General features: G+C 32.8%; 18 protein-coding genes and 1 tRNA gene. 4 read left to right on the forward strand and 15 right to left on the reverse strand.

Annotation, left to right across the window (positions count from 1 at the left end; genetic code table 11):
* Positions 1 to 10: 10 nt before the first annotated feature.
* The 13 genes from AC2H4K_RS03240 to AC2H4K_RS03300 form a co-directional block, all read right to left on the reverse strand.
* Positions 11 to 1,903 (reverse strand): OmpA family protein, encoded by a 1,893-nt coding sequence (locus AC2H4K_RS03240; protein ID WP_281138281.1) that lies wholly within the window; start codon positions 1,901 to 1,903, stop codon positions 11 to 13.
* A gap of 18 nt (positions 1,904 to 1,921) precedes the next feature.
* Positions 1,922 to 2,830 carry a PorP/SprF family type IX secretion system membrane protein gene (locus AC2H4K_RS03245; protein ID WP_281138282.1) on the reverse strand — a complete coding sequence of 303 codons (909 nt, stop codon included), beginning with the start codon at positions 2,828 to 2,830 and terminating at the stop codon, positions 1,922 to 1,924.
* 26 nt (positions 2,831 to 2,856) lie between these two features.
* Positions 2,857 to 4,773, reverse strand: coding sequence for a lectin-like domain-containing protein (locus tag AC2H4K_RS03250; RefSeq protein ID WP_493742816.1), 1,917 nt, complete (start codon positions 4,771 to 4,773; stop codon positions 2,857 to 2,859).
* A gap of 83 nt (positions 4,774 to 4,856) precedes the next feature.
* Positions 4,857 to 8,819 (reverse strand): hybrid sensor histidine kinase/response regulator transcription factor, encoded by a 3,963-nt coding sequence (locus AC2H4K_RS03255; protein WP_281138284.1) that lies wholly within the window; start codon positions 8,817 to 8,819, stop codon positions 4,857 to 4,859.
* 111 nt (positions 8,820 to 8,930) lie between these two features.
* Entirely contained in the window at positions 8,931 to 10,853 is a 1,923-nt protein-coding gene (locus tag AC2H4K_RS03260; protein ID WP_281138285.1) for a T9SS type A sorting domain-containing protein, read from the reverse strand.
* Between the two features lie 255 nt (positions 10,854 to 11,108).
* The gene (locus AC2H4K_RS03265; RefSeq protein ID WP_281138286.1) at positions 11,109 to 12,716 is read right to left on the reverse strand and encodes a peptide-N-glycosidase F-related protein; all 1,608 of its coding nucleotides are present in this window, start codon (positions 12,714 to 12,716) and stop codon (positions 11,109 to 11,111) included.
* Positions 12,717 to 12,826: 110 nt separating this feature from the next.
* The gene (locus AC2H4K_RS03270; RefSeq protein WP_493742817.1) at positions 12,827 to 18,169 is read right to left on the reverse strand and encodes a T9SS type B sorting domain-containing protein; all 5,343 of its coding nucleotides are present in this window, start codon (positions 18,167 to 18,169) and stop codon (positions 12,827 to 12,829) included.
* Positions 18,170 to 18,377: 208 nt separating this feature from the next.
* The gene (locus AC2H4K_RS03275) at positions 18,378 to 18,671 is read right to left on the reverse strand and encodes a hypothetical protein (RefSeq protein WP_493742818.1); all 294 of its coding nucleotides are present in this window, start codon (positions 18,669 to 18,671) and stop codon (positions 18,378 to 18,380) included.
* An 11-nt stretch (positions 18,672 to 18,682) separates the two neighbouring features.
* On the reverse strand, positions 18,683 to 19,096 hold the full coding sequence (locus tag AC2H4K_RS03280) for a DUF1348 family protein (RefSeq protein ID WP_493742819.1): 414 nt from the start codon (positions 19,094 to 19,096) through the stop codon (positions 18,683 to 18,685).
* Between the two features lie 78 nt (positions 19,097 to 19,174).
* The gene (locus tag AC2H4K_RS03285) at positions 19,175 to 19,621 is read right to left on the reverse strand and encodes a hypothetical protein (RefSeq protein ID WP_493742820.1); all 447 of its coding nucleotides are present in this window, start codon (positions 19,619 to 19,621) and stop codon (positions 19,175 to 19,177) included.
* Positions 19,622 to 19,635: 14 nt separating this feature from the next.
* Positions 19,636 to 20,184 carry a carboxymuconolactone decarboxylase family protein gene (locus tag AC2H4K_RS03290; protein WP_493742821.1) on the reverse strand — a complete coding sequence of 183 codons (549 nt, stop codon included), beginning with the start codon at positions 20,182 to 20,184 and terminating at the stop codon, positions 19,636 to 19,638.
* A 65-nt stretch (positions 20,185 to 20,249) separates the two neighbouring features.
* Positions 20,250 to 21,110 (reverse strand): helix-turn-helix domain-containing protein, encoded by an 861-nt coding sequence (locus tag AC2H4K_RS03295; protein WP_493742822.1) that lies wholly within the window; start codon positions 21,108 to 21,110, stop codon positions 20,250 to 20,252.
* A 171-nt stretch (positions 21,111 to 21,281) separates the two neighbouring features.
* Positions 21,282 to 21,355: transfer RNA gene (locus tag AC2H4K_RS03300), tRNA-Arg, on the reverse strand.
* A gap of 86 nt (positions 21,356 to 21,441) precedes the next feature.
* On the opposite strand from AC2H4K_RS03300, the gene AC2H4K_RS03305 reads away from it, so the two are divergent.
* From AC2H4K_RS03305 to AC2H4K_RS03320, 4 genes are read left to right on the forward strand one after another with little or no spacing between them, the layout of a single operon-like run.
* Complete coding sequence (locus AC2H4K_RS03305; protein ID WP_281138295.1) at positions 21,442 to 22,077, forward strand: Crp/Fnr family transcriptional regulator; 636 nt, start codon at positions 21,442 to 21,444, stop codon at positions 22,075 to 22,077.
* 22 nt (positions 22,078 to 22,099) lie between these two features.
* Positions 22,100 to 22,657: a YeeE/YedE family protein gene (locus AC2H4K_RS03310; protein ID WP_493742823.1), complete on the forward strand. Its 558-nt coding sequence runs from the start codon at positions 22,100 to 22,102 to the stop codon at positions 22,655 to 22,657.
* A gap of 1 nt (position 22,658) precedes the next feature.
* Complete coding sequence (locus tag AC2H4K_RS03315) at positions 22,659 to 23,075, forward strand: DUF6691 family protein (RefSeq protein WP_493742824.1); 417 nt, start codon at positions 22,659 to 22,661, stop codon at positions 23,073 to 23,075.
* A gap of 57 nt (positions 23,076 to 23,132) precedes the next feature.
* Entirely contained in the window at positions 23,133 to 23,339 is a 207-nt protein-coding gene (locus tag AC2H4K_RS03320) for a YgaP family membrane protein (protein ID WP_281138298.1), read from the forward strand.
* 13 nt (positions 23,340 to 23,352) lie between these two features.
* On the opposite strand, the gene AC2H4K_RS03325 is transcribed toward AC2H4K_RS03320, so the two are convergent.
* The gene (locus AC2H4K_RS03325; protein WP_493742825.1) at positions 23,353 to 23,625 is read right to left on the reverse strand and encodes an ATP-dependent Clp protease adaptor ClpS; all 273 of its coding nucleotides are present in this window, start codon (positions 23,623 to 23,625) and stop codon (positions 23,353 to 23,355) included.
* Positions 23,626 to 23,662: 37 nt separating this feature from the next.
* Positions 23,663 to 24,496, reverse strand: a complete 834-nt coding sequence (prmA, locus tag AC2H4K_RS03330; RefSeq protein ID WP_493742826.1) for a 50S ribosomal protein L11 methyltransferase — start codon at positions 24,494 to 24,496, stop codon at positions 23,663 to 23,665.
* Positions 24,497 to 24,539 lie beyond the last annotated feature (43 nt).

Below are 24,539 nucleotides of genomic sequence, written 5' to 3' on the forward strand. Positions count from 1 at the left end.
ATTTAATTTTTTATTCCTTCAATGGATTTCCTTTTACAATAATAAATTCTGTTCTTCTATTAATTTGATGATCTTCATCTGTACATTTTGAACCACAGTCTACTTTTGGGTCTTCCTCTCCTTTACCTACACCTGTGATTCTACTTTCATCTATTCCTTTAGAAATTACATACTGTACAGTTGACTTTACTCTTTGTTCTGATAATTGTTTATTATATTTTTTTGAACCTATGTTATCTGTATGGGATTCCGCTAAGATTTCCATCTTAGGATACTTTTTCATAACTGCTACTAGTTTATCTAGCTCAAAAGCTCCTTGAGAAGTAATATTAGCCTTATCAAAATCAAATAAAATTGGATCTAAGACTACTTTTTCATCTTTGATTATTTTTTCAATTGGTGATAACAATATCTGTATAGTTTCTTTTTCATTTTTACTACCACTAAATATAGTAGACACACTCTCATAACCTTGTAAACTTGCCTTTATTTCAAGAGCTTTATCACAAGCTACTTCATAAACTACATTTCCATTATTATCTGTTACTTTTTCAACTACTTTATCTAAATGATTTTTTATAACAATATCTACTCCTGATAGAATCTTCGACGTTTCCTCATCCAAAACTGTAATAGTTACTTCTACCCTACAAGGTTGTATTCTTTCTATGGCGTATATATCATCATTACCCTTTCCACCTTCTCTGTTAGAAGACACAAACCCTTTACCTGTTTCTTCATCAATCGTAAATGCTAAATCATCCGATCTACTATTTACAGGCACACCAATATTTTGAACTTTATTATTTTCATCAACATAAAACACATCTAATCCACCTAAACCTAAATGACCTGTTGAAGAAAAATAAAGAGTATTGTTACTGCTTACATAAGGAAACATTTCATGTTCTACAGTATTAATTTCATCACCTAAATTCATAGGTTCTCCGAAGGTACCATCCTTATTTATTGCTACCTTAAAAATATCATAGCCTCCAACGGATTGTGGCATGTTTGAGACAAAAAATAAAGTATTTCCATCAGCACTTACTGCTGGATTTTTTACTGAATAATTTTTATTATTGAATGGTAACGGTTCTACATCATCCCATTTTCCATTTGTTTTAGTTGCTTTAAACAAATAGATAACGCTAGTTTTAGTTCTATTTTCCTTATTTTTTATGTAGTCTCCATCAAAAAAACTTTCGCGAGAAAAATACATAGTGTTGCCATCTGGACTAAAAGACACTAGACCTTCATGATACTTTGTATTAATAGAACCTTCTACTTGCTGTGCATCTTCTTCTGTACCTTCACCCAAGACTACTTGGTAAATATCTAAATATGATTCGTTATCCCATCTGTATTTTTTTCCCGAAGTGTCTCTTCCTGATGCAAAATACAGAACACCATCTTGTTGTGTACCACCAAAATCTGATTCTGTAGAGTTAAAATCCAAACTGGTTAACTTATACAGTTGCTCTCCTTCTAGAATACTTTTTACATAATCAGGATTCTCACTGTAAGCTTTTGCACGTTCATCCTTTGGATTTTGTTCTACAAATTTTTGCATCCAAATCTCAGATTGCTCGTACTTACCATTAGCCTTTAACATTTCAGCATATTTATACATTGTATTGGCATCCTGAGATGTTTCTAAAGCTTTAGCATACCATTTTTCTGCTTCTTTAGTATTGAAAATATTAAAATTTGCCTCAGCTAACTGCGAATAAACATATACATCTGCTTTATTGCTACTTACCAGTTTATTATAACTTTTTATAGCTTTGAGGTATTCTAATTCGGTAAAATATTTATCTGCCTCCTTTGTATCTTTATTTTGAGCAAAAAGTCCAAATACACAAGTAAAAAACAGAACAATCGTAATTTTTAAAGGTTTCATAAGTATCTACTTAACAGATTAAAAAAAGCGTGGTGAGTTTGAAATTTTCTTGAAAGTTCTGATGTCAAAGGTTATAAATACTTCATGTGAAGCATTTGTAGTTATATTTAAATCAGAAACTATATTATCGTAAGCATAGCCAATTCTAATATCTGGTGTTATGGAAAAATTAACCATTCCACTAAAAGAATCGTCTAATCTGTATCCAAGACCAACTTCTACAAAATTGTACATAAAAAGATTTGCATTAAGATCGAAACTTACAGGACTATCTATTGCCATTTTTAAAAGACCGTGTGGCTTTAATTTAAAATTATCTGACAAATCAAAAACATAACCAGCTGCCGCAAATAAATGCTGTACTTCAGACCCTATTTTGTTTCCATTAGTGTCTAAATGTACCGAATTTAAAAGGTTTGGCATAGATAAAGCTGCGTAATATTTATTTGGCTTATAAAAGTATGCTCCTGCACCTATGTTAGGTGTTACCTCATTAATATTTGATACTAATGGATCATCTTGCTGTAAAACAACTAAATTAGATAAACCTATATCATGAAACGTTGCGCCTGCTTTTATTCCAAACGCAAGTTTATGTTCGTTAAATAATGGTATTGTATAAGAAAAATCGGCATAAGCATTGGTTTCACTCACAGGCCCTATTTCATCTTTTATAACAGATACCCCTAAACCAACTTGTCCTCCTACAGGTGCATGCACAGAAAAAGTCCCTGTTTTTGGTGCACCTTCTAAACTATTCCATTGTGTTCTATACAAAGCACCTATTGATATTGCTTCTGTAGATCCTGCATAAGCTGGGTTTAGCACATTCATATTATACATGTACTGTGTATATTGAGGGTCTTGCTGAGCTTGTATTTGCATCACAAAAAGCAATGCTATAATCAGTATATATGATTTATTCATTATGATTACGTAAAAATGATTGTTGATTATTTTTCTCTATTAACATATACCCAACCCATTTTGGTTGAATTGTCTTGAAACACTAGTGTATAAAAATAAGTTCCGGTTGGAAGTTTATGACCTCCACTAGAAACACCATAAAATTCATTAACATAACCATTGGACTTATCAAAAACTTTAGTGCCATATCTATTAAATATTTCTATGGCTTTTACGTTAAAACCAGTTAAATCGAATCTATCATTATAACCATCCTCGTTTGGAGTAATGACTTCAGGAATAATACAATTTTCTATAGTTACCGAAGCGTATTCTGTTTGAGGACATGCTCCACTAGTTGTATATGCTATAGTATATGTTGTGCCTAAAACACCATTTGTAATTTCGCCTGTATCAGGATTTATTAAAGCTCCATCTGTTGGCTGATTGTCAAAGGAAAAAACACCACCCAAATCACCTAATATTTCTGCTACAGCTCCACAAGTTTCAGGAACCAAAACAAATGAAGCATTACCTGCATCTAAAGTTGTTACTGTTTGGATACTAGAATCCGGACAAGAACCTGATGTTGTATATTCAACTGAATAAGACGTATTAGGTTGTGCATTTATAATTTCGCCTGTAGCTTCATCTAACAAAGCACCATCACTTGGCTGAGGATTGAATTGAAAAACGCCACCTAAATCTCCAGTTACATTAGCAGTTCCTCCGTCACAAGTCGTCGCAGAATAGGTAAAGGAAGCATCTTCACTACTAGCTACACTAACTGTAGCTGACTCTAAAAGTGTTGCTGAACAACTAGAATTTTCCGTAGATTCAATATATGTTACATTGATGGTTTGATTTGATGATACATTTGAAATTAACACTAATGCATTTCCCGAAGCATCTAGTACCACTGTTTCATCCGCACCTCCATTAATATTATAAGTCACTTCTGCATTCGGTGTTCCTGTTATTGTGAATTCTGCATTATCTCCTTGACATATCGTAGGTATAACAGCTTGTACATCATCTATTGACACCTCATTTACCAATACACTAAAACTTTTGGTAACGGTATCACCACAACTATCGATGATATCAACAGAATAAACAGTGTCGACTGCTGGAGAAAACTCTGGATCTGGCAAAAACACATCACTAACTCCTTCTGATGGTGACCATAAATAGGAAACAGCACCATTATAAGTAACATCTACTGTATCTATTACATCACCAGAACAAATTTCTGCATCTAATACATCTTGTGTGTCTGCAAAAGACAAATATTTAAAACATATCTGCTGAAGGTTATGATACAAACCTGTAGACCCTGTAAAACCAAAATATATTTGAGAAGTCCCATTAAAAGCTGTGTTGACTAAATCACCTGTATAAGTAATTCGTTCCTCACAATCAAAAAGTACTGTTAGTGTTTGCGAAGCAGCAACCCAAGCAATTTTTATTTCGTGAAACTGATCATCTTCTATATTAGGGTTTGTAGATAAAGCACTAACTGGACCTGCTAAATTTGAAGCAGCAGAATGAAATGTACTTCCGTTAGATATTAATGCTATATGGTCGGACGCTAAATCACCTCTCTCGCTATTTTGGTAGGTATCGAACTCTACTGCAATTGAAGACATTATACCTGCATACCCTAGACCATTACCTTGTTGCCCAACCTCATAAGTCGGGTTGTTTTTCATGACCAATGTAATGCCATCTGCTCCATCGTCATCGTTTGCACCAAAGTTGGCGTCAAATATAATTTCGAAATCAGCCGTAAAATCAATAGCATTATCATACCATACAGCACCTAATTGACCTTGGGTATTTGAAGTGATGACATAGCAGTCGCCTCCTCCAGAATAGGCATTACCTAAAAAATTAGGATCTAATTGAGCAAATGCTTTAGTTAAGCAGAGAAAAACGACACAAAGGAACAGATAGTTTTTCATGTTTTGAGTATTTATTTTTAGTGTTCACCAAAAATCTCTATACTCAATGATTTTCTATATCAAAATTGTTACAATATGTAGAATTATTGTTTCACACTATGATTTTCAACATATTCCGATGGTGTTAACCCATAAGTTTCCTTAAAACATTTTGTGAAATATGACGGACTTCCAAAACCTGTTTTATAAGACACTTCAGATATATTGTTCCCAGCCTTTAAAAAAGAAGAAGCTCTTTTTAATCTATAAATCTGAATAATTTTACCAGTTGAGATATTTGTGAGTGCCTTTATTTTTCTGTGCAAGCTAGTTCTACTCATATTCAATCTAAGCGCCAGATCATTAACCCCAAATTGTTCATCATCTAAGTGTTCTTCAAGAATTTGATCAATTTGAATTAAAAAATCATCCTTAACTTCTGGCTCTGTAACTTCTAACTCATTACTTGGTAGCAACTTTAACTCTTCAAATATTGTTTCTCGTTGCTTTTCTTGAATTTCAATTCTATTTCTTACTCTAAGCAACAACTCAGAGACACTAAAAGGTTTAGTAACATAATCGTCAGCACCAACCTTCAAGCCCTTTAACCTACTTTTTAATTCGGTTTTAGCGGTTAATAAAATTATAGGTATGTGGTTAGTTGCTATGTTTTCCTTTAATTTCTTACACAATTCCAAACCATCCATATTAGCCATCATAACATCACTAATAATTATTTCTGGAATTATGGCTTGAGCTATTTTTAAACCTTTCTCTGCACTCTCAGAAAGTACAATTTTATAATAGGGCTTTAAACTAATGGATAAAAACTCTAGCATTTCTTTATTATCCTCAACCACAAGAACCGTAGGTAAGTCTTTATCATTAGTAATAAGTGGCAATAACTGATCCTCAATAATCATCTTAGGTTCAGTAATATCTTCTACTTTTTTATAAGGAAGCATTATTGAAATTACTGTACCAGAGTTTTTACCTGTTTCGCTTTCAATTTGTATTTCACCCTTTTGTAATTTCACCAAATCATAAACAAGGGCCAAGCCTATTCCACTACCAGTAGCATTAGATTTGTTATCTGGTAAATTCACCTGATAGAATCTCTCAAAAACATGAGGTAAATCCTTTTTTGATATTCCTGTGCCATCATCTTCTACTTTGAGAATTAAACCCTCAAAAGATTCGGTCATGGTAATTTCTATTTTGCCTCCCTCATAACCGTACTTTATAGAATTGGAAACAAGATTATTGATTATTCTTTCTAATAAATATGGGGAAAATCTATATCTAGCTGATAAAGGTGAAATAAGATCTATTGAAATAGCTTTTTCGTTTGCCTCCTCTTTAAAAGCTTCAATACACTTTTTTAAGGACACTACGATATCACCGTGTAAATAGTTGGGTTTTAACATCCCTGCTTCCAACTTAGCTATATCCAATAACTGGTCTGAAAGGTTTAATAAATTGTTAGCATTGCGTTTTATTATTTTTAATAATTGCTTTTTATGCTTTTTATTATCTGTATTTTTTAATTGTTCAACAGGAGCAATGATAAGAGACAATGGTGTTCTTAGTTCATGAGTCATATTAGTAAAGAACTTAGTCTTTATCTTATTTATTTCTCTAAAATGCTTTGCTTCTTTACGTTGTAGTTCTATTTCTTTTCTTATAAATTTTTGTTTTATTCTCCAATTTATAAAGAAGTAAACCATACTAATAACACAAACTACATAGAGTATAATTGCCCAAGGTGTTAACCACCAGGGAGGAGATATGGCTATAGCTATTTCTTTTACCTTATCACTCCACAAACCTGATGTGTTTGTTGAATTAACTTCAAAAACATAGTTGCCTGGTGAAATATTAGTATAAACAGCTTCTCTATAGTTATTTGAAGGAATCCAACCATCATTATAGCCTTTTAATCTATACCTATACTTTATATCATTTGGATAGCTATATTCTAGAGCTACAAATTCAATTGCTAGATTATTTTGGTCGTGTGGAAGGTTTATTTCCTGTATATCGTTATACTGAAAAAAAGATTGTTGATCTTTATTATAGCTGTCATTATTAACCTTTATTGATGTTACTGCTACATTTGGAGCAAAGTCATCTTCCTTAATTTTTAATGGATCGAACATAACACCTTTACTGATGCCACCTAATGCAAAAAGTCCATTTGGCATTATCAGTTGATGATACCTATTAAACTCCATAGTAGGCAAACCATGAGTTAATGTATAGGTTTTCTGTTCTTCAGAATCAGGATTAAATTTACTAAGACCCTTATTTGTACCTAACCATAAAGCAGCTTGATCATCTTGCATTATCGTATAAATAGTATTGTCCGGTAAACCCTCTTGATTTGAATAAAAATCAGTTTTTAACGTTTCCTTATTCAGTTTTATTAACCCACTGTAACTGGCAATCCAAAGAATATTTTTATCCCTTTTATCTAAAATGACATTAATTAAATTATTAGTTGGAAAACTTTCATCTTCTGATTGTTTTTGGAAATGTTTCAATTTACCATGCTTGTCAATACATACTAAACCATTATACTCTGTGGTTATCCAAATTGAATTTTCATCATCTACAATTAAAGCATTTGGCTTTAGTTCGCCTTTGAAGTTTTTATATAGAAGTAAGGTTGAAGGATGTATTTCCCACTCTTCAGCATCAAAATTGTACTTATAAATATTCTTGTTTTCATCAATAACCAACGGACTACCATTTTTACCAATAGCAATACCTTTTAAAGGAATAAAATCCTCTGTTCCATCCAAGGGTATTTCGTCCAGCTTTATAAGTTCTTTTGTATCTAGATCATAATAAGAAACCGTTCTGTTAATTGCCATCCATATCTTTCGATCATTTTTTACTGATCTTAAATGATACGCGGGCAATAATGTGCCCTTTCGTTTTAAATCGAATTTAAAGAAGTCTTCTAGTGCAATATTAAACTGGTTCTTAAAGATGCTTATTGCAAAATCATCTTTGTATTCAAAGGTTTTAAAATCGATATTTAAATCAACTTGATAAATACCATCTGTGTTTACTGCTACCCATATTAAACCAGATTTATCTACTAAAAAAGCTTGGGTGTCTATATCCTTTTCATGCAAAATACTTTTGTTAGGCTTGATTCCTCCCAGCTCCTTTATACCTATGAGATCATCGTAACTATAGATTTTATTATCTACAAAAAAATATTCCTTACCATCCGGACCTGTTTGTATTTCTTCTGGATTTACCAACAAATCATCTATAATTAATTGCCTTCTATAAACTGATGTTGTTGGGTTATAGAAATAGAGATAGCTCTTGCAGAACCACATTAATTCACCATTATCTCTTTCTGTTAAATCCGAAACTGCTCTGGCTATATTTTTATCACCATCATAATCACTTTCAAAACTAACTTTGAAAGGCATAGGGTTTAATTCAAACTTATCTAAACTTTCATTGTATTTGTTAAGCCCTTTCTGACTATATACCCATAAAGAGTTATTCCTATCATAAAATACGGATCTAATTGTATCCTCTTCAAAGCGATATTTTTTACCAGCTTTTTTATTTAAACTGTCTAGTCTATAAAGTAAAATTGTTTGCTTATCAAAATAGCTCCATAGCCTATTTTTACTATCTATTACACAACTACTTGTTGATATTGGTTGCTCATATTCTTTAGTATCTTCATTAGTAATCATGTTGGTTATACAACCCGTCTTTAAATTCAATAAATCAACCTCTTCTGTTTCATAAAAAATCCACAGTTTTTTATTCTCTCCTTTTTGTAGCTTAGAAATAATATTAGAAGTTATTGAGTTATTCTCACCAGGAATATGATTTATAGTTTTAATTTCATGACCATCAAATCTTGCTAAACCGTTTCTAGTTGCAATCCACACAAACCCATCATCATCTTCTACAATATCTGAAACAAATGATTGAGGAAGACCATCGTCTACTGAAAGATGACGTGCATTCTGAGAAAAACCTAAGAAAGAAACAAATAGAAATAAAAGAAAGTCTAGTTTTATTTTCATAAATAACTTTAAAGAACCAATATAAAAAATATCTAAAAAAAAAGGGAAATAAGGCAGACACCTATATTTCCCTAATTTTCGCTATTAACAATTTACGTTATTGATTAAGGATTATTTTTTCAAAACTTTAAATGTCTTTGATTGACCTAAATCATTAGATACTTTTAGAAGATACATCCCACTATCCAATGAAGAAACATCAACTTTTCCCTCTTTAAATTCAACATCAATTCTTTCTCCTAAAATATTGTACATTGATATATCGTACACATTTACCCCTTCAATATAAAGGTTATTTTTCACAGGGTTAGGATAAATGTTTAAAGACAGATTATTTTGATCTGTTACAGATAAACTTTCACCAGACATTTTAGAAGTTATTGCAAAAATATTTACAACACCACCTGAATCTTTTGTAATATCAATAGATGTAATCGTTTTTGTTTGATTAGCATTATCTATACTTAATTCCAACTCATAAATACGAGGATTATTAAATGGATTTTGAATAACGTTATCAAACGTACTAACTCTACCTATTCCAGAAATAGCAACTGGTAAAGCTGTAGAATAATACCAATCTGGTACAGTTACCGAAGTAAAAGATTGGCTAGTGTTGTCACTAAAATTAATATCACCAGAAATTGAGGCAGACCCACTTCCTGAGGTAGTTAACAAATATATTTTCTCTGACGGGTAGCCTGCAGGTAATGTTATCGTCTCTTCAACTCCAGCCGTTTCTATTCTTAAAGAATTATTCGCATCATAAGATGCAAAATTATATTCTAGTCCGTCTGTATTTGGACTTGGTAATACACCGTTAGCAGGAAGTCCAAAGCTTAAATCTGCATCCGTTTCTTGTACTTTAAAATCTTCACTCAAGTAAGCATAACCCGTACCATCAATATCTTGAGGCGCAGATACAGAAGCATCTCCTACTCCGTTAGCTATTACATCTGCATTTAAGCCTGTAAGCTCTAGAGGTTTATAATCTCCAAATACAAATGGTCCTGCCCAAGGGCTAAAATTTACATTATCTGGACATAAAGCTCTAACATAAAACTCTTGAGTAACTCCTATATTTGTATTAGCATCGTATGTAGTTGCGCTTACTGTCTCACCACTTCCTGATGGCAAACCACTTCCTTCAGGTTGTACCGTAATTTCCCAACTTGTAGAAACTGTATCTACCCAAGATAATGTAGTTGTTACAGGTCCAATCTCTGCACTTAAATCAGTAGGAGCATCACAATATGGAACTTTTTTAGCACTCACAGCAAATAAATTAAAAACAGAATCTCCTGTGGCATCATTTTGAAAATCCATACCTGTAACTAATTTTGTTTGGTTTGCGACATCAACATCAATCGGTATTTCAAAAATATACGGTCCGCCTGATGGTGCTCCCGAAAGAGAGTTGTCACTTCTGCGCCCCCTTCCTAAGTTATTAGCTATAATAGTAGCGCTATTTGCATACCAATCTGGAATTGACACTGTAAAAGCCTGAGTACTGTTGTCGTCAAAAATAATATTTCCTGAAACTGAAGAAGTTCCACTACCAGAAGTAACAGCTAAATATATAGTTTCGATATTCTCGTTTTCTAAAAAAGTAACACTACCAGATGTAGGTCTACCTTCCTCTAATCCGCCTGCTCCAGCTAATGAATTAGTTGGTCCAATTAACCTTAATGCATTGTTTGAGGTATAATCAGCTAACTGATAAGGGATATTTCCATTATTTAATTCACCATTTGTTGGCAGACCATAAGTAATTCCCACGTTGTAAGCAATGTAGCAATAATCATCCGTAGCTTTATCTACACTTGCTGTAGTAGTACCTGCTAAATCACCCGTCTCCGCAATTACATCTTCATTAAATCCTGACGATATTGTTAAAGCAACATAATCTCCTGTTGTAAAGAAATAAAATTCGGATACATTGTTTGTTTTAGATTTTGCAAAAGAAGCCAATAAGCATAATGCAAAAAGATAAAAGAAAACTTTACTCTTTTTTAAAATGTCGTTTTGTTTCATAAATTAATTGATTTGATTAATAACTATTTAAATTATACTTGAATGACTTTTTATAAACACCTTACTACAAGTACAATTTTTCCCATTCGCAAATTCTTATAATTTTAACATTTTGACTCAAAACATTGTTTCATTTTGTGTCAATTTTGTTTCAAAACATTGAAAAATTGTCGTTTACGAAAGAAAATAGCCAATAAAAAACGCCACTGACTTCAGTGGCGCTTCGAAATAAAAAGAATAATTTATTAAGTTGAATTATAACTCTCCTTGTAAATAGACAGACACAGGAAAATAGCCTTGATTATCTACAAATTGAGCATCAGGAACATCCAAAACAAACGTATGAGCACCAGCTGAAACACTGCCTAAATCATAAGTCCTGATTGGAATAACATCTCCAGGACACCAATTACTAAAAGAAGCCCAAACACTATCTGGTCTAGGTGTCGGCCCATAAATTCCATTGGCTTGTGTATTATAAACCCTAAAAGGCTCGCAGGATTCTCCACCTGGCGTATAACTATCCACTAACATCCCATCCATGTATAAGAAATGTTGTCTTCTCTCATACTCTTCACCACCAGAATTTGCTCCATGATTTGAGATAACCACATGGATTTGGGCATCAGAAATATCAGTAGTCGTCGTAAAATTAAATGTTTTAATTGATTGACCTATTGCGTCTGAAGCTCCTGAATCATAATCATTAAAATTAAAATATGTAGTTACAGACTCTAAATACTGATTTTGTGGTGTGTAAGATTCATTTCTGGATTTAAAAATTACCGTACCTCTAAATACATCATTCCTCCCACTACATCCTGCCACTTGTTCGTTTGCAGCATAAGGAACCCCAAATACATTGAATTCTAAAAAGAAATCGTGTGTAGATGAGATATTTTGATCATTCAATATTTTTGCAATATTATCAACTTGAAATAAATATGGCACTTCATCCGGACTTACATTTTTATTCATAAAAGGGGTTATAAATCTTCCTATCTCTATACGCTCTACAATATTAGACTCAGAATAGTCATCACCTTGGTTCACTAGATTTAAAAATAAATTACCTATTCTATCATAATTATCACATAAAGCCCCAATTATAACTTCAATTTCTAACTCTTCATTGATTTGAGAAATATGCTCATCCGTGATTTTGGTCACATACGATGCATTGTTAACCCTTGTAATTCCAGAAGGTACAGGCTCATTGACAGTAGCCGCATAACCATCATAAAAAACTATTTCGTCAAAAAACATTATTTCTGTTGATTGTGCTATAACAGTTAGTTGGATCGCATTAGAGTTGTAGGTTAATCCATCAATAGTATATTCCGCTCTTACTTCATACTCACCAGTTTCTAATGGTATGTATACATTAGATTCTATCAACTCATCATTTATAAAAAATGACGAGTCATTTGTAAGACTAGTAGAGTTATCACCATGAACAAAAAATGTAAATTGGTCACCCATTTCAATCTGGTTAGCACTGCTTGATAGCACAATTTCAGTTAATGGAATTTCAGTTGCGATTACCGTTACAACATTACTTTCAAACTCTCGCCCACCTGTACTATAAATTGCTTTAATATTATATTCTCCAGGTGAATTAGGCATAAAACTTGTCAAATTACTAAGTTCTCCATTAATATATATATCTGATTCACTAGTAACAATTTGATCTAAATTCGTAGTAACAGTAAAATTCACCGTTGTATTAATATTAACTTCAATTGCACTAACAGAAAGTTCAATAGATTCCACACTAACCTTGTTTTCATCATCTTTACTACATGACAAATAAGTTAATAATGTAACACTGAAAAGTGTTAAAATAGTAAGTTTTGCTTTCATTTATTTAAAATTTATTTTTTACGAACATACTTTCATAAGTGAAGAAATGGAATAAAATCTGTTTCATTTTCTAAAACATATGTTTCAAAAAACAACAAAGAGAAGTTACCCTATCTTTTAAGCGTAAAATGAGCTTTAAATGTCTTTACACTTTCCTCCAAAACTCCAGGCTCTCTATATTCTACTAAAAACCAATAGTCATCTGTTGGCAAATCATTGCCATTATAAGTACCATTCCATCCTTCACCCGAAGGGCTTATTTGTTTTATTAGTTTTCCATAGCGATCAAATATGTAGATTTTAGCGCTACTTTGATCTTCTAACCCTACTATATTCCACGTATCATGTTCAGTATCCCCATTTGGTGTAAAATATTTAGGGTAGCCTATTACGATTACAGAATCTATTGACTCTCCACAGCCATTTTTATCTCTTACAGTGACTAAATGCTCTCCTATAGAAACATTTGTGAATATACTTTCATCTTGCCAATCTCCCTCATCAAGACTATATTCATAATTTCCAAGACCAACAGCATTAACTTCTATTATTTGATTTTCTGAAAATGCTGAAGAATTAACCATTACCTCTATCAATGGAGGCGAACTGTTTACTACTTCTGTACTGGCACTACTTGAACAATTTGTTTCTATTGAAGTCATTCCATCCGTTGCAATTACACTATATGTCCCGGCTTGGGTTGGCTCATAACTCCCTTCTGTAGCTCCTAATATTTCTTCACCATTATAAAACCAGACAAAACTGTATTCTGGAGTTGCTAAATAAGTATCTATTATTGGGGATTGTATAACAGAGTTTCCATCTGCACTTAAGCATAGCGTGTAACTACTTTCCAACTCAAAAGTCGGTTGAGGATTTACCTGTAAAGTCAACGGAGCTATATCAAAGCATAAGGATGTATCTAAACCATTCCCATCTAAAGTATTATTATCAACCCTCACCCATATCTGTTGTGGGTTTACTGTGTTTTCATATAGAAAATCTAACTCATTTTCTGCCATTACAGCATCTACTTGATTTAAATAATAGCTAAGGTGATAGTTTGACGGATCTTGTCCATCTAAAATTTGAGCCTGAATACTTCCAGGTAACAAATCTGAAATATCTTCTACTGGAGTTAAATCAAAAACCGCTGAGTTATTTGCAGAATTGTTATCAAAATCTATTTCATCATCACAAATTTCATATACAATAGCTTCTGAGTTTTCATTTGCTAATGCTCCTTCCTGTACCTCAACATCAAACGATACTGTACTCACTGAGCAACCTGTTTCATTATTTGTTATAGCTATATAAATTGTTTGTGGATTACTAGTGTTAGTATAAGGCATGACCAAGTTATTCTGAACAGAATCTGCATCTTCTTGAGTTTCGTGATATGTAACGGTATACAATGTCTCATCTAAATCCCCTAATACCTCATTATTTTTTAAAGTCAAATCAAATTCATAAATATCGTCAGTATTGATTTCGCATACGATCATATCTGAAACTTCAGAAGTTTCTGGCAATGGATTTACCAAAATATCAAAATCAACTATAGTATAACATCCCGTAGAATCATTTGTAACTCTTACATAGATGGTTTGAGGATTACTTATATTTGTATAAGATTCTGGAGCTGTAATTTCATTGGTTAAATCTTCTGCATCTTCATAACTTTCATAGTATGTAGGTGTAACACCTAGTTCACCATTCAACAATAAGTTTTGATTTGTAGTTAAGTCAAAAGCCACCTGAAAATCCCCTGAATTAACATCATCACATAGAGTTAAACTAGGTAATTCTTCTGTCGGTGTCGGGTTAGGAAGTACACCAATTGTCAATATTTCTTGCGCTGTACAACCTGTATCAGTATCTGTTACTACAACAAATAATGTTTGAGGGTTAGCAGGCTCCCCATTTATTGAAGTATTAGTATAAGCTGTTGCATTAATTGCATTATCTTGAGCTTGGGCATCTTCTTCTGTCTCATAGTATGCAACACTCCAACTCGATTGTCCTCCTGTTATTTCATAGTTCTTTACTGTTAAATCGAATACCGTAATTTCATCAGCGATATCATCATCGCATAACTCTAATGGAGTTGGATGAATTGGCTCTGGTGGTAATGCCACTTCAATATTAAACATACCAACATCTACACAACCAGTTATATTACTTAACAATCTTACATAAATGACCTGAGGATTTCCTGAATTTATATATAAACTAGGATTAGATATTGGTGCATTACCAGATAAAGCATCCGCTTCGGTAATATGATATGTTAAAGTCACATCTGTTTGAGACCCTATAATTTCAGAATCCTTTGTTGTTAAGTCAAAGGTCGCAGTGCCATCACTATCAGCATCACAAATAATATAATCTTCAATTGTAAAAGGCACCTCTGGCTTCTCTAAGACCCTAAGAGTTAATTGCTCAGAAATGTCGTAACATCCTGTTATCACATTTGTTAATCTCAGATAAATTGTTTGAGTATCAATTACAATATTTTCATAAGGACTAGCCAAAGCATTAGACCCTGTGTTTGCGTCTTCTAGTGTTTCATGATAAGTAACCTCTACATCTAATTCTCCTCCAATAATTTCATCGCTTTTAGATTCTAAATCAAAGCTTGAAAAACCATCATTATCCTCATCACAAACTTCCAAATCAGTTGGTGTTGTTGGTGAAGGTATAGGATTAACTCTTAATGTTAACGGTAAGGTTGATGAGCAACCCGTTTCATTATTGATACCTTTTACGATTACCGTTTGAGGGTTTTCAATGTTGGCATAAGGACTTGTTATTGGATTGAGATTATTATCTGCATCTTCTTGAGTTAAGTAAAAAACAAGCTGAATTCCTGTTTGACCATTTAAAATATTATCAATTGCAGTTTCTAAAATGAATAACTCTACTTCATCTCCGGTATTATCATAATCGCATAATTCTAAAGGTGATGGTTGGTATAAAACAGGTAATTGACTTACTTCTAAATCTAATGTTGTTATTTTAAAACAGCCCGTATCATTATCTTCTATCCTTACCCAAAGTATTTGCTCAAAAGCATCTATATTAGTATAATTACCAGGTGTACCAATAGGGTTTGTATTATCTTCTGCACTAGCTGATGTTTCATGAAAAGATATTATGAAAGAAGAAGGATTTGACAAATTCTGAGTGATTTCAGAGGTCTTAGATGTTAGATCAAATTGTCCAAATCCATCACCAGATTCATCATCACAAATACTTAATGGGGTAATTTCATCAAAACCTAATTGAGGTGTTGGGTTAACAACTAATTCTAATTCAACTATTGTTGCACAATCTGTTGCTATTGTAAGACTTTCAACTCTAGCATATATAGTTTGAATATTTTCAACAATATTATTATACGGACTACTTATAGCATCAACATTGTTTAATGCATTAGCATAAGTTTCATGGTAACTTACTGATAAACTATTATCTCCATTAGTAATCTCGTCATCCTTACTAGAAATATCGAAACTACCAAAACCATCACTATCTGGATCACAAAACTCTAATGCCGTTGGCGTAATCGCCGCAGGTGCTTGCTCTACGGAAAGAATTAAAGTTGTTGTATCGTAACATCCGGTAGTACTATTTTCAACTCTAACATAAATTTCTTGATCATTAGATGTGTTTGTATAGGGTATCTCCAAAGAATCTATATCATTATCTGCATTGTATTGTGTTTCGTAATAACTTACTGAATAGCCTGAGTTTCCTCCTGTAATCTCATTATTTTTTATGGTTAAATCCATACTTGTAAGACCATCCGAAACAGCATCATCACAGACTTCTAAAGGAGTTGGATCAATAATCTGTGGTAAAGTATATACCTCTACATCAACATAAGCTGTGTTTGGACAATTTCCACCAGTTATATATTCTACACTATAAGTCTCACCAGGAGTGGCGTTAGTTATTTCACCAGTGGTTGGATTAATATTTGCACTATCAGTAGGTGTTTCAGAAAACGAAAAGATTCCACCCGCTTCATCTACACTAGAAATTTCTGCGCCATAACAATTTGGCGCGTAAGAAAAATTAGGACTCTCGTATGGATTTACAATAATTGAAAATTGAGATATATCATAACAAGACGTGTTATTTACATTTTCAATTCTTACATAAATAATTTGGGTTTGAGGATCCTCATTTTGGTATGCTCCTGCCGATGTAATATCTCCTTCAGCAATCTCTGCATTTTCATATGATAAATGATAAGATATATTAAAAGTATTTGGATCCTGGGTTCCTAAAGCTTGTAAACCCGCTGGCACTAAATCAAAAACAGAAAACCCATCATTAGAACTATCATCGCAAACTTCGATGTTAAAAGGTGTCTCTGCTATAGGTAATGCATCTACAGTTACAACTATAGGTACTAAATCACTTTCACACCCATTAGTAGTTTGCTGAGAAACATAGTATGTTGTTTGAGAAACCACACTTGTATCCACGACTGGCTCTCCAGCTAAAGGTGTATTACCTGAACTATCTGAATACCAATTTAAGGTATAATCTTCTATAGGCTCCACATCTAAAGAATCAACCACACTATTCTGACAGAAGAAAACATCTTCGACTACTGGTGGCTCTACAAATCCTTCACCATAAGTTATTGTGATTGAAAAAGTACAATAAACAGAGTCCCACTCATAAACATAATCGCCAAAAACAGAAAAACCTGTTATTGTAATATTATTACTATTTACATTACTAATAGTGGTAGCCGAAGGATTATCAGGACTAGCAATCCAAGTACCTCCACCTAGACTTTCTATTACAGCTTCATCACCACAATAAATCTCAATTGGCCCTTCTGTAAGTATACCCAATTCAGCAGTAAAACTAATACTATCCAAGAAATTACCAACACTATTGTCTCCACTACTACCATTTACAGATTGAAATATAAATCTTGTAATAGGCTGACCTGCTGGTACGGTATAAGTCCCTGTATTATAACTCCAAGATGTATTTCCTGTAGAAACTGGTGGACCAACATTGACATAAGGTCCTCCTGGTGGTCCTGCTAATAGCTGACATGTATCAGTTCCTTGACGACCTCTATGAGCAAAACCATAATTAAAAATCGTTCCTTCGGGACTATCGTAATCTTGATATAATCCTGAAACAACATTGGCATTCAGCTCCACAAACTGGCTTCCAGAATAAGCAGGTACATTTTCAAAATTAGGGGAAGGCCACAATTCTATTTGACCATCCGATGCCGTGGTGTTCCAACCTGGCATACTATTTTGATTAATAAACAATGGATATATCCCACTGTGATTTGGCTCTTCAAAATCGTAATTTATGGTTGTAACATTACATTCATTACTACTATCCTGAGGGAAGATACAAAACGTTACAAAAAGTAATAATACAAGAGTATATTTTCTTGAAACCACCATTAGTTTCTATGTATTTATTGGATTTTACACTTATTTGATTCTTACAAGAATAAATCATAATTATAATATTAGCTGTAAATCCTGTTACATAAACTAGTGATATTGTTTCAGAAGCATTGATACTGGACTTTTCAGAACCAACAATAGCTAAAATTCTGAAAAACCGTTGAGATACCAATCATTAAAATTAAACACTTATAACCTCAACTTACACATGTTCATATAGTTTATCCGTGAATTTTTTGAGTCCTATTTCTGGCATAAACTGATCTGAAATGGTCAAAATAGCATTCAAATTGTTTCTTAGATGTTCTATATTTATAGGGTTTAGATCTATTGATGTTTGCAATAAATGAAGTGCCATATCTGCTAGGAGAAGTCGTTGTTTTTCAAGCCAATCATCATCACCTTTAACTGCTTTATTATTTAAATAACTCGCTTCAACAAGTGCATGAAGCTCTTTACTAACGTTTAGAATTACTTGCTTATCTTCATTTTTCATTCTTAACTATTTTATTTTAAACGTCTGTCGCTTTCTGCTATTGGCAAATCATTAATACTTGCATAACGCTTTTTCATTAAGCCATTAGCATCAAACTCCCAATTTTCATTTCCATAAGCTCTAAACCACTGATTGTGCTTGTTTCGATATTCATACTCAAATCGTACAGCAATTCTGTTTTCGTTGAATGACCATAATTCTTTTTTCAATTTATAATCGAGTTCATTTGTCCATTTATCTTGTAGAAACTCAATAACTGCATCACTACCATTTATAAATTGGTTTCTATTTCTCCACTCTGTATCTACACTGTATGCGAGTGCTATTTTTTCTGGATTTTTACTATTCCAAGCATCTTCAGCCATTTGAATTTTCTCAATAGCGGTTTCTTTATTAAAAGGCGGTAAAGGATATTTCTTTTCCATTATTATATATTTTTATGTTCTTTTTTTGATGAGCAAAAGAGCAGATATTCCACACAAAATACCTGCCCTTATTTATTTTTAAACTGTCTTTACAGTAACACTAGGTTTTGTTTCTAGCTTGTGAATAAAGTACCATAACGGAATACCGTAAGCAAAATGTCTTACCATAGTTACAATTGGTATCATAATACCTAGATTAACTCCAGCTATTCCTGCTCCTAAAAGTGGTAACATAAAAAACCAAACTAGCGCCACAGTTTCGGCAGTAACAAATAAAAGTGACCTTAGCCAGTTTGGTCCCCAAAGTGATGGTGCAATACCAGCATAAAGTACTGAAAGTAAAATACCATTAGCATAATGACCTACAAGCCCATAACCTAAACCCAAACCTGTTTTCTCTCCTAAAAGTGAAGGAATATCCCAAAAGTTCCCTGTCATTAACCATCCTACTATATCAAATAGGATGGTTCCTAAAACACCTGCTACAATGGCTTTTTTCCAATTAATCTTATTAGTGTTCATCATTTTTTATTTTAAGATTAATTCAATTCAGGCTCTAATTCTGGTGCCAAAGGAAAATCGACAGGAACATTAGTTACGTTATGTAAATAGTTCATCACAACTTTATCTGCGATTAATAAGATTAAGTCTACCAAATTACCTTTACTATAACCTTGCTCAAAGAAAACTTCAAGTTCTTCACTAACATCTTTTCCTTTAGATATAGTTATAGCTTTTGCTAATTTTGCTAAAGCATCTATTTTTTGATCCCAATCAGATGAAGCTGTTCTTATTTGCAGTATTTGCTCGTCTGTAAAACCGTTCATCTTTCCGATAGCTGTATGAGCTGCCAAACAGTAACTACAGTTGTTAACTTGACTTACCACTAAGTTTACAACTTCTTTTTCCTTATTACTAAAAGATGTTTTTCCGTTTTGAAATTGAAGGTAATTAGCTAGTGCTGTTTCAGAATATGCCATAGTTGCATACAGATTAGGCACCATACCAATGGCTTTGTTTAAATTGTCAAAAATTGCTTGATTGTTATCAGATACTTCTCCTCTGACAGGAACATTAAATTGATTCATTTTACACTGTTTTTAATTAATAATTAATTTACAGTGCAAAAATGGCTCATATGTGTAAGTGACTGTTAGGCAGGAATTCCTGACTTGTTGGCTATTTTTCCCATAACCATATTTTTGCGGTAAATTGATGGTGAAACTCCTTCTATTTTCTTAAAAAAACGACTGAAAGCTTGTATATCCTCAAACCCAATATCATAAGCTATCTCTTGAATTTGCTTCTCTGAATATTGCAATAATCGCTTAGCTTCAAGACTTCGCCTTTGATGAATAAATTGCAAAGGTGTTTTAGAACTGATGTTTGAAAACACGTTTGAAATAGTTTTTGGGGATTTATTCAGCAACTCTGCATAATCCGAAACTGTGTGTTTGGTTTTATAATGTTTTTCTACCAAGAAATTAAACTCACGTACCAAATCTGATTCTGATTGCTCACTTGGATACTGCGACTGATTTTTAAAGATACGTGTGTTCATAATCAAAAAGCGTTTTAGCATCATTTGAAGCATATCTTTTTTTAGGTCATCAGAAGATTCCATCTCTAAAGTAAACATGCGCCAAAAAATCTCGAACCGTTCTACATCACTAAGCGGAACTTTAATTGATGGTAATGCCGAAGCAGCAAAAAACAGTACACCTTTACATCCTACTTCAATATCATGATCTAAGATGCAATAGAACGGTCGATTAAACTTTACTAATCGTACTTTTTGAATCTCATCAATTTCTAACTTATGAAATTCGGTTAAAAAAATCATTTCATACTTATTAAAGCATCTACTCTGCCCATCTATAGTTAACCTATTATTATCTGAAATAAACCATAGAATGGTTAATGAGTTTTCTAATTTTTGTTGAAGTAAATAGGAATTCTTTGCCGTAATTTCTTGTAGTGTTAGAAATTCACCAGATGTCGATTGAAATTGCATTAGCTTAATGGTCGATTGATTAACGTACTATTATATAGTCGATAATTTTTTCAATCCTTAACAGTTGCTATAGCAATGTTTATTTTTAAATCTTTTAATAAATGAGCTTTAGTAAAGAGTTTACAAACAAAAAACCCACAGTTTTATCAACTATGGGTTTAGAAATTTTTGTGACCTCGACAGGATTCAAACCTGTAACCTTCTGAGCCGTAATCAGATGCGCTATTCAGTTGCGCCACGAGGCCGTTTTAAAGTGGGTGCAAATATAATACATTTATTAAAAAACCACCAAACTATTTATTTCAAAATTGGAAATCATTATTTTTGACATATGATAGCAAAAGAAACCTTAGAGCCTTTTAAATATTTATTCGATACTGAAACTATTGACAATATCGCTGATGTTGCTGTTCTTAAAAGTTTCAATAAAAATGATATTATTATTGATATTGGTCAGGAATTAAAATTTATCCCTCTGCTAATAAAAGGAAATATTAAGGTGCTAAGGGAAGACAACACTGGTAATGAACTATTGTTGTATGTGCTAGAATCTGGTGATACTTGTGCTATGTCGCTAACGTGCTGTATGGCAAAATCTGTAAGCAAGATTAGAGCTATTGCCGATGATGATGCTACGGTAATTATGATTCCTATTGATAATATGCGACTTTGGTTTCATAATAATGAAAGTTGGAGAAACTTTATTTTAGATAGTTACCAAGTGCGTTTTGATGAAATGCTAGAAACTATAGACACTTTGGCTTTTATGAAAATGGACGAGCGTCTGTTTAAATATCTCAAAGATCACGTAAAGCTGTCTGCTTCTACAACTTTAGAAATTACACATCAGGAAATCGCTGAAGATCTTCATACTTCTAGAGTTGTGGTTTCCCGAATTTTAAAACAGTTAGAAAACGAAGGAAAAATTGAACTGGGCAGAAACAAGATTTTTGTCCTTGAATTTTAATTTTTATCATTAAAAATTAGCTATGAATTTTATTTTAGAACCTTGGCCATGGTATATAACTGGCCCATTACTAGCTTTAGTAATGTTTGCGTTACTTTATTTTGGAAGAACATTCGGCATGTCTTCAAACCTTAGAACACTATGTGCAATTGGTGGTGCCGGAAAAAAAGTACCTTTCTTTAAATTTGATTGGAGAAGTCAACGTTGGAACCTTATCGTGGTTTTAGGCGCTATAACTGGTGGTTTTATTGCACACTTCTTATTATCGAATCCAATAAACATGGATCTTAATCCTGAAACGGTAAACGAATTAAAAACTTTAGGTTTTGAAAATGCTGGAAAATCACTTTTACCTAAAGAATTGTTTGCTTGGGACAATGTATTTTCTATTAAAGGCTTACTTATTTTAATTGCTGGTGGTTTTATGGTTGGATTTGGAACGCGCTATGCTGGTGGTTGTACTTCAGGCCATGCCATTACAGGCCTTAGTAGTTTGCAATTACCTTCACTAATTGCTGTTATTGGCTTTTTTGTAGGAGGTTTAATCATGATTCACTTCATCTATCCAATATTATTTTAAGATGGGAAAGTATATTAAATTCTTTGTTGTAGGTATTGTTTTCGGAATTGTTTTAGTAAAATCCGAAGCTGTTTCTTGGTATCGTATTTATGAGATGTTTAAGTTTCAATCCTTTCATATGTATGGCATAATTGGTTCTGCTGTGGTGACTGGTATTCTTCTTATTTTACTTTCTAAACGTTTAAAACTAAAAACAATTGAAGGTAGCCAATTACGTGTACCTTTAAAGGATAAAGGCTTTACTAGATATATTATTGGTGGCTCAATTTTTGGTTTAGGCTGGGCACTTTGTGGTGCTTGCCCTGGGCCTATGTATATCTTAATTGGTACAGGAGCTTTCTCTATATTTATTGTTATTGCAGCCGCTTTACTGGGCACCTATGTATATGGTTTACTGAAAGATAAGTTACCACATTAAAATTTTAGCCTATATTTTTATTATCTTTAGTATTAGTAAGATTAAAAAACTAATATCATGAAGAAAAATATGGGAAGCTTAGACAAAGGTATTAGAGTAGTATTAGCTATAACCGTAGCTTTACTCTATTATTTTAATGTCATTGAAGGAACTTTAGCTTATGTATTAATGGCTTTCGCCATCATCTTTTTATTGACAAGTTTTATAAGTTTTTGTCCACTTTACACCGTTTTAGGTATAAATACTTGTAAGATTAAAAAATAAGATAACGAATATCTTAAACAATTTCAGCACTTAAACCTGCTTGAAGTAATTTTGAACAACGTGGTTTTAAATCATCGTAAGCACCTGTTTTAACTGTGCATTTTCCTTTATAATGTACTATGATAGAACACTGTTCGGCTTGTTCTGGAGTATGATCACAGGCATAAATAAGCGTATCAATGACATGGTCAAAAGTATTGACATCATCATTGAATAGCACAATTTCATTTTGTTTTAAAAACTCTTCTTCTAGTAGTAATTCTTCTGAATATTTTTCTTTTGTCATAACGTAAATGAATTTGAGGATAACTTAATTCACCACACTAATTTATAAATTTTAGCGATACCCACTGGCCTCTTTCTATAATTTCATTCAATTTTAACATGTGTTTTTCACATTCTGCCTCAATCATAGGTATGTCTTCTTTGTAAAATCCACTTAAAAACAACATCCCATTAGCATTCAAACATTTAGCATAAGATGCCATATCTGCAAGTAGAATATTTCTATTGATATTAGCTATAATAGTGTCGTAATGTCTACCTTCTAGCAAAGTTGCATCACCTTCATAAACTGAAATGTTTTTGCAATCGTTTCGTTCTACATTTTCCAAACTATTTAGATAGCACCAATTGTCGATATCTATAGCGTCTATTTTTGTAGCCCCAACTTTTTCTGCTAAAATTGCCAAAACACCTGTACCACATCCCATATCTAATACAGATTTGCCTTCAAAATCATTTTTTAATATATGTTGAATCATCATGTGTGTTGTTTCATGATGACCTGTTCCAAAACTCATTTTAGGCTCTATAACCAAATCGAACTTTGTATTTGGCTTTTCGTGAAATGGTGCTCTTACAGTTACCAAACCATCAACTTCAATGGGATTAAAGTTCTTTTCCCATTCTTCATTCCAGTTGGTTTGTTCAATTTCATTAAAATCATAAGTGATTTTAAACTCAGTTGATTTTAAAATCTGTATGTCTTCAAGAATAAAAGCATCCCATTCGTCTTTTTTAATGTACGCTGTTACTCCTTCTTCATTTTCTACAAAACTTTCAAAACCAGCATAACCCAATTCTGCAATGAGAATTTCTGTTGCTGGTTGAACCGGTTCTACAACAAAATCGTAGCCAATATATATTTCAGACATGTTAAACTATTTATTATTGCAAAAATAGTAATCATTACCCGAG

Source organism: Winogradskyella sp. 266wxhm, from assembly GCF_058964685.1.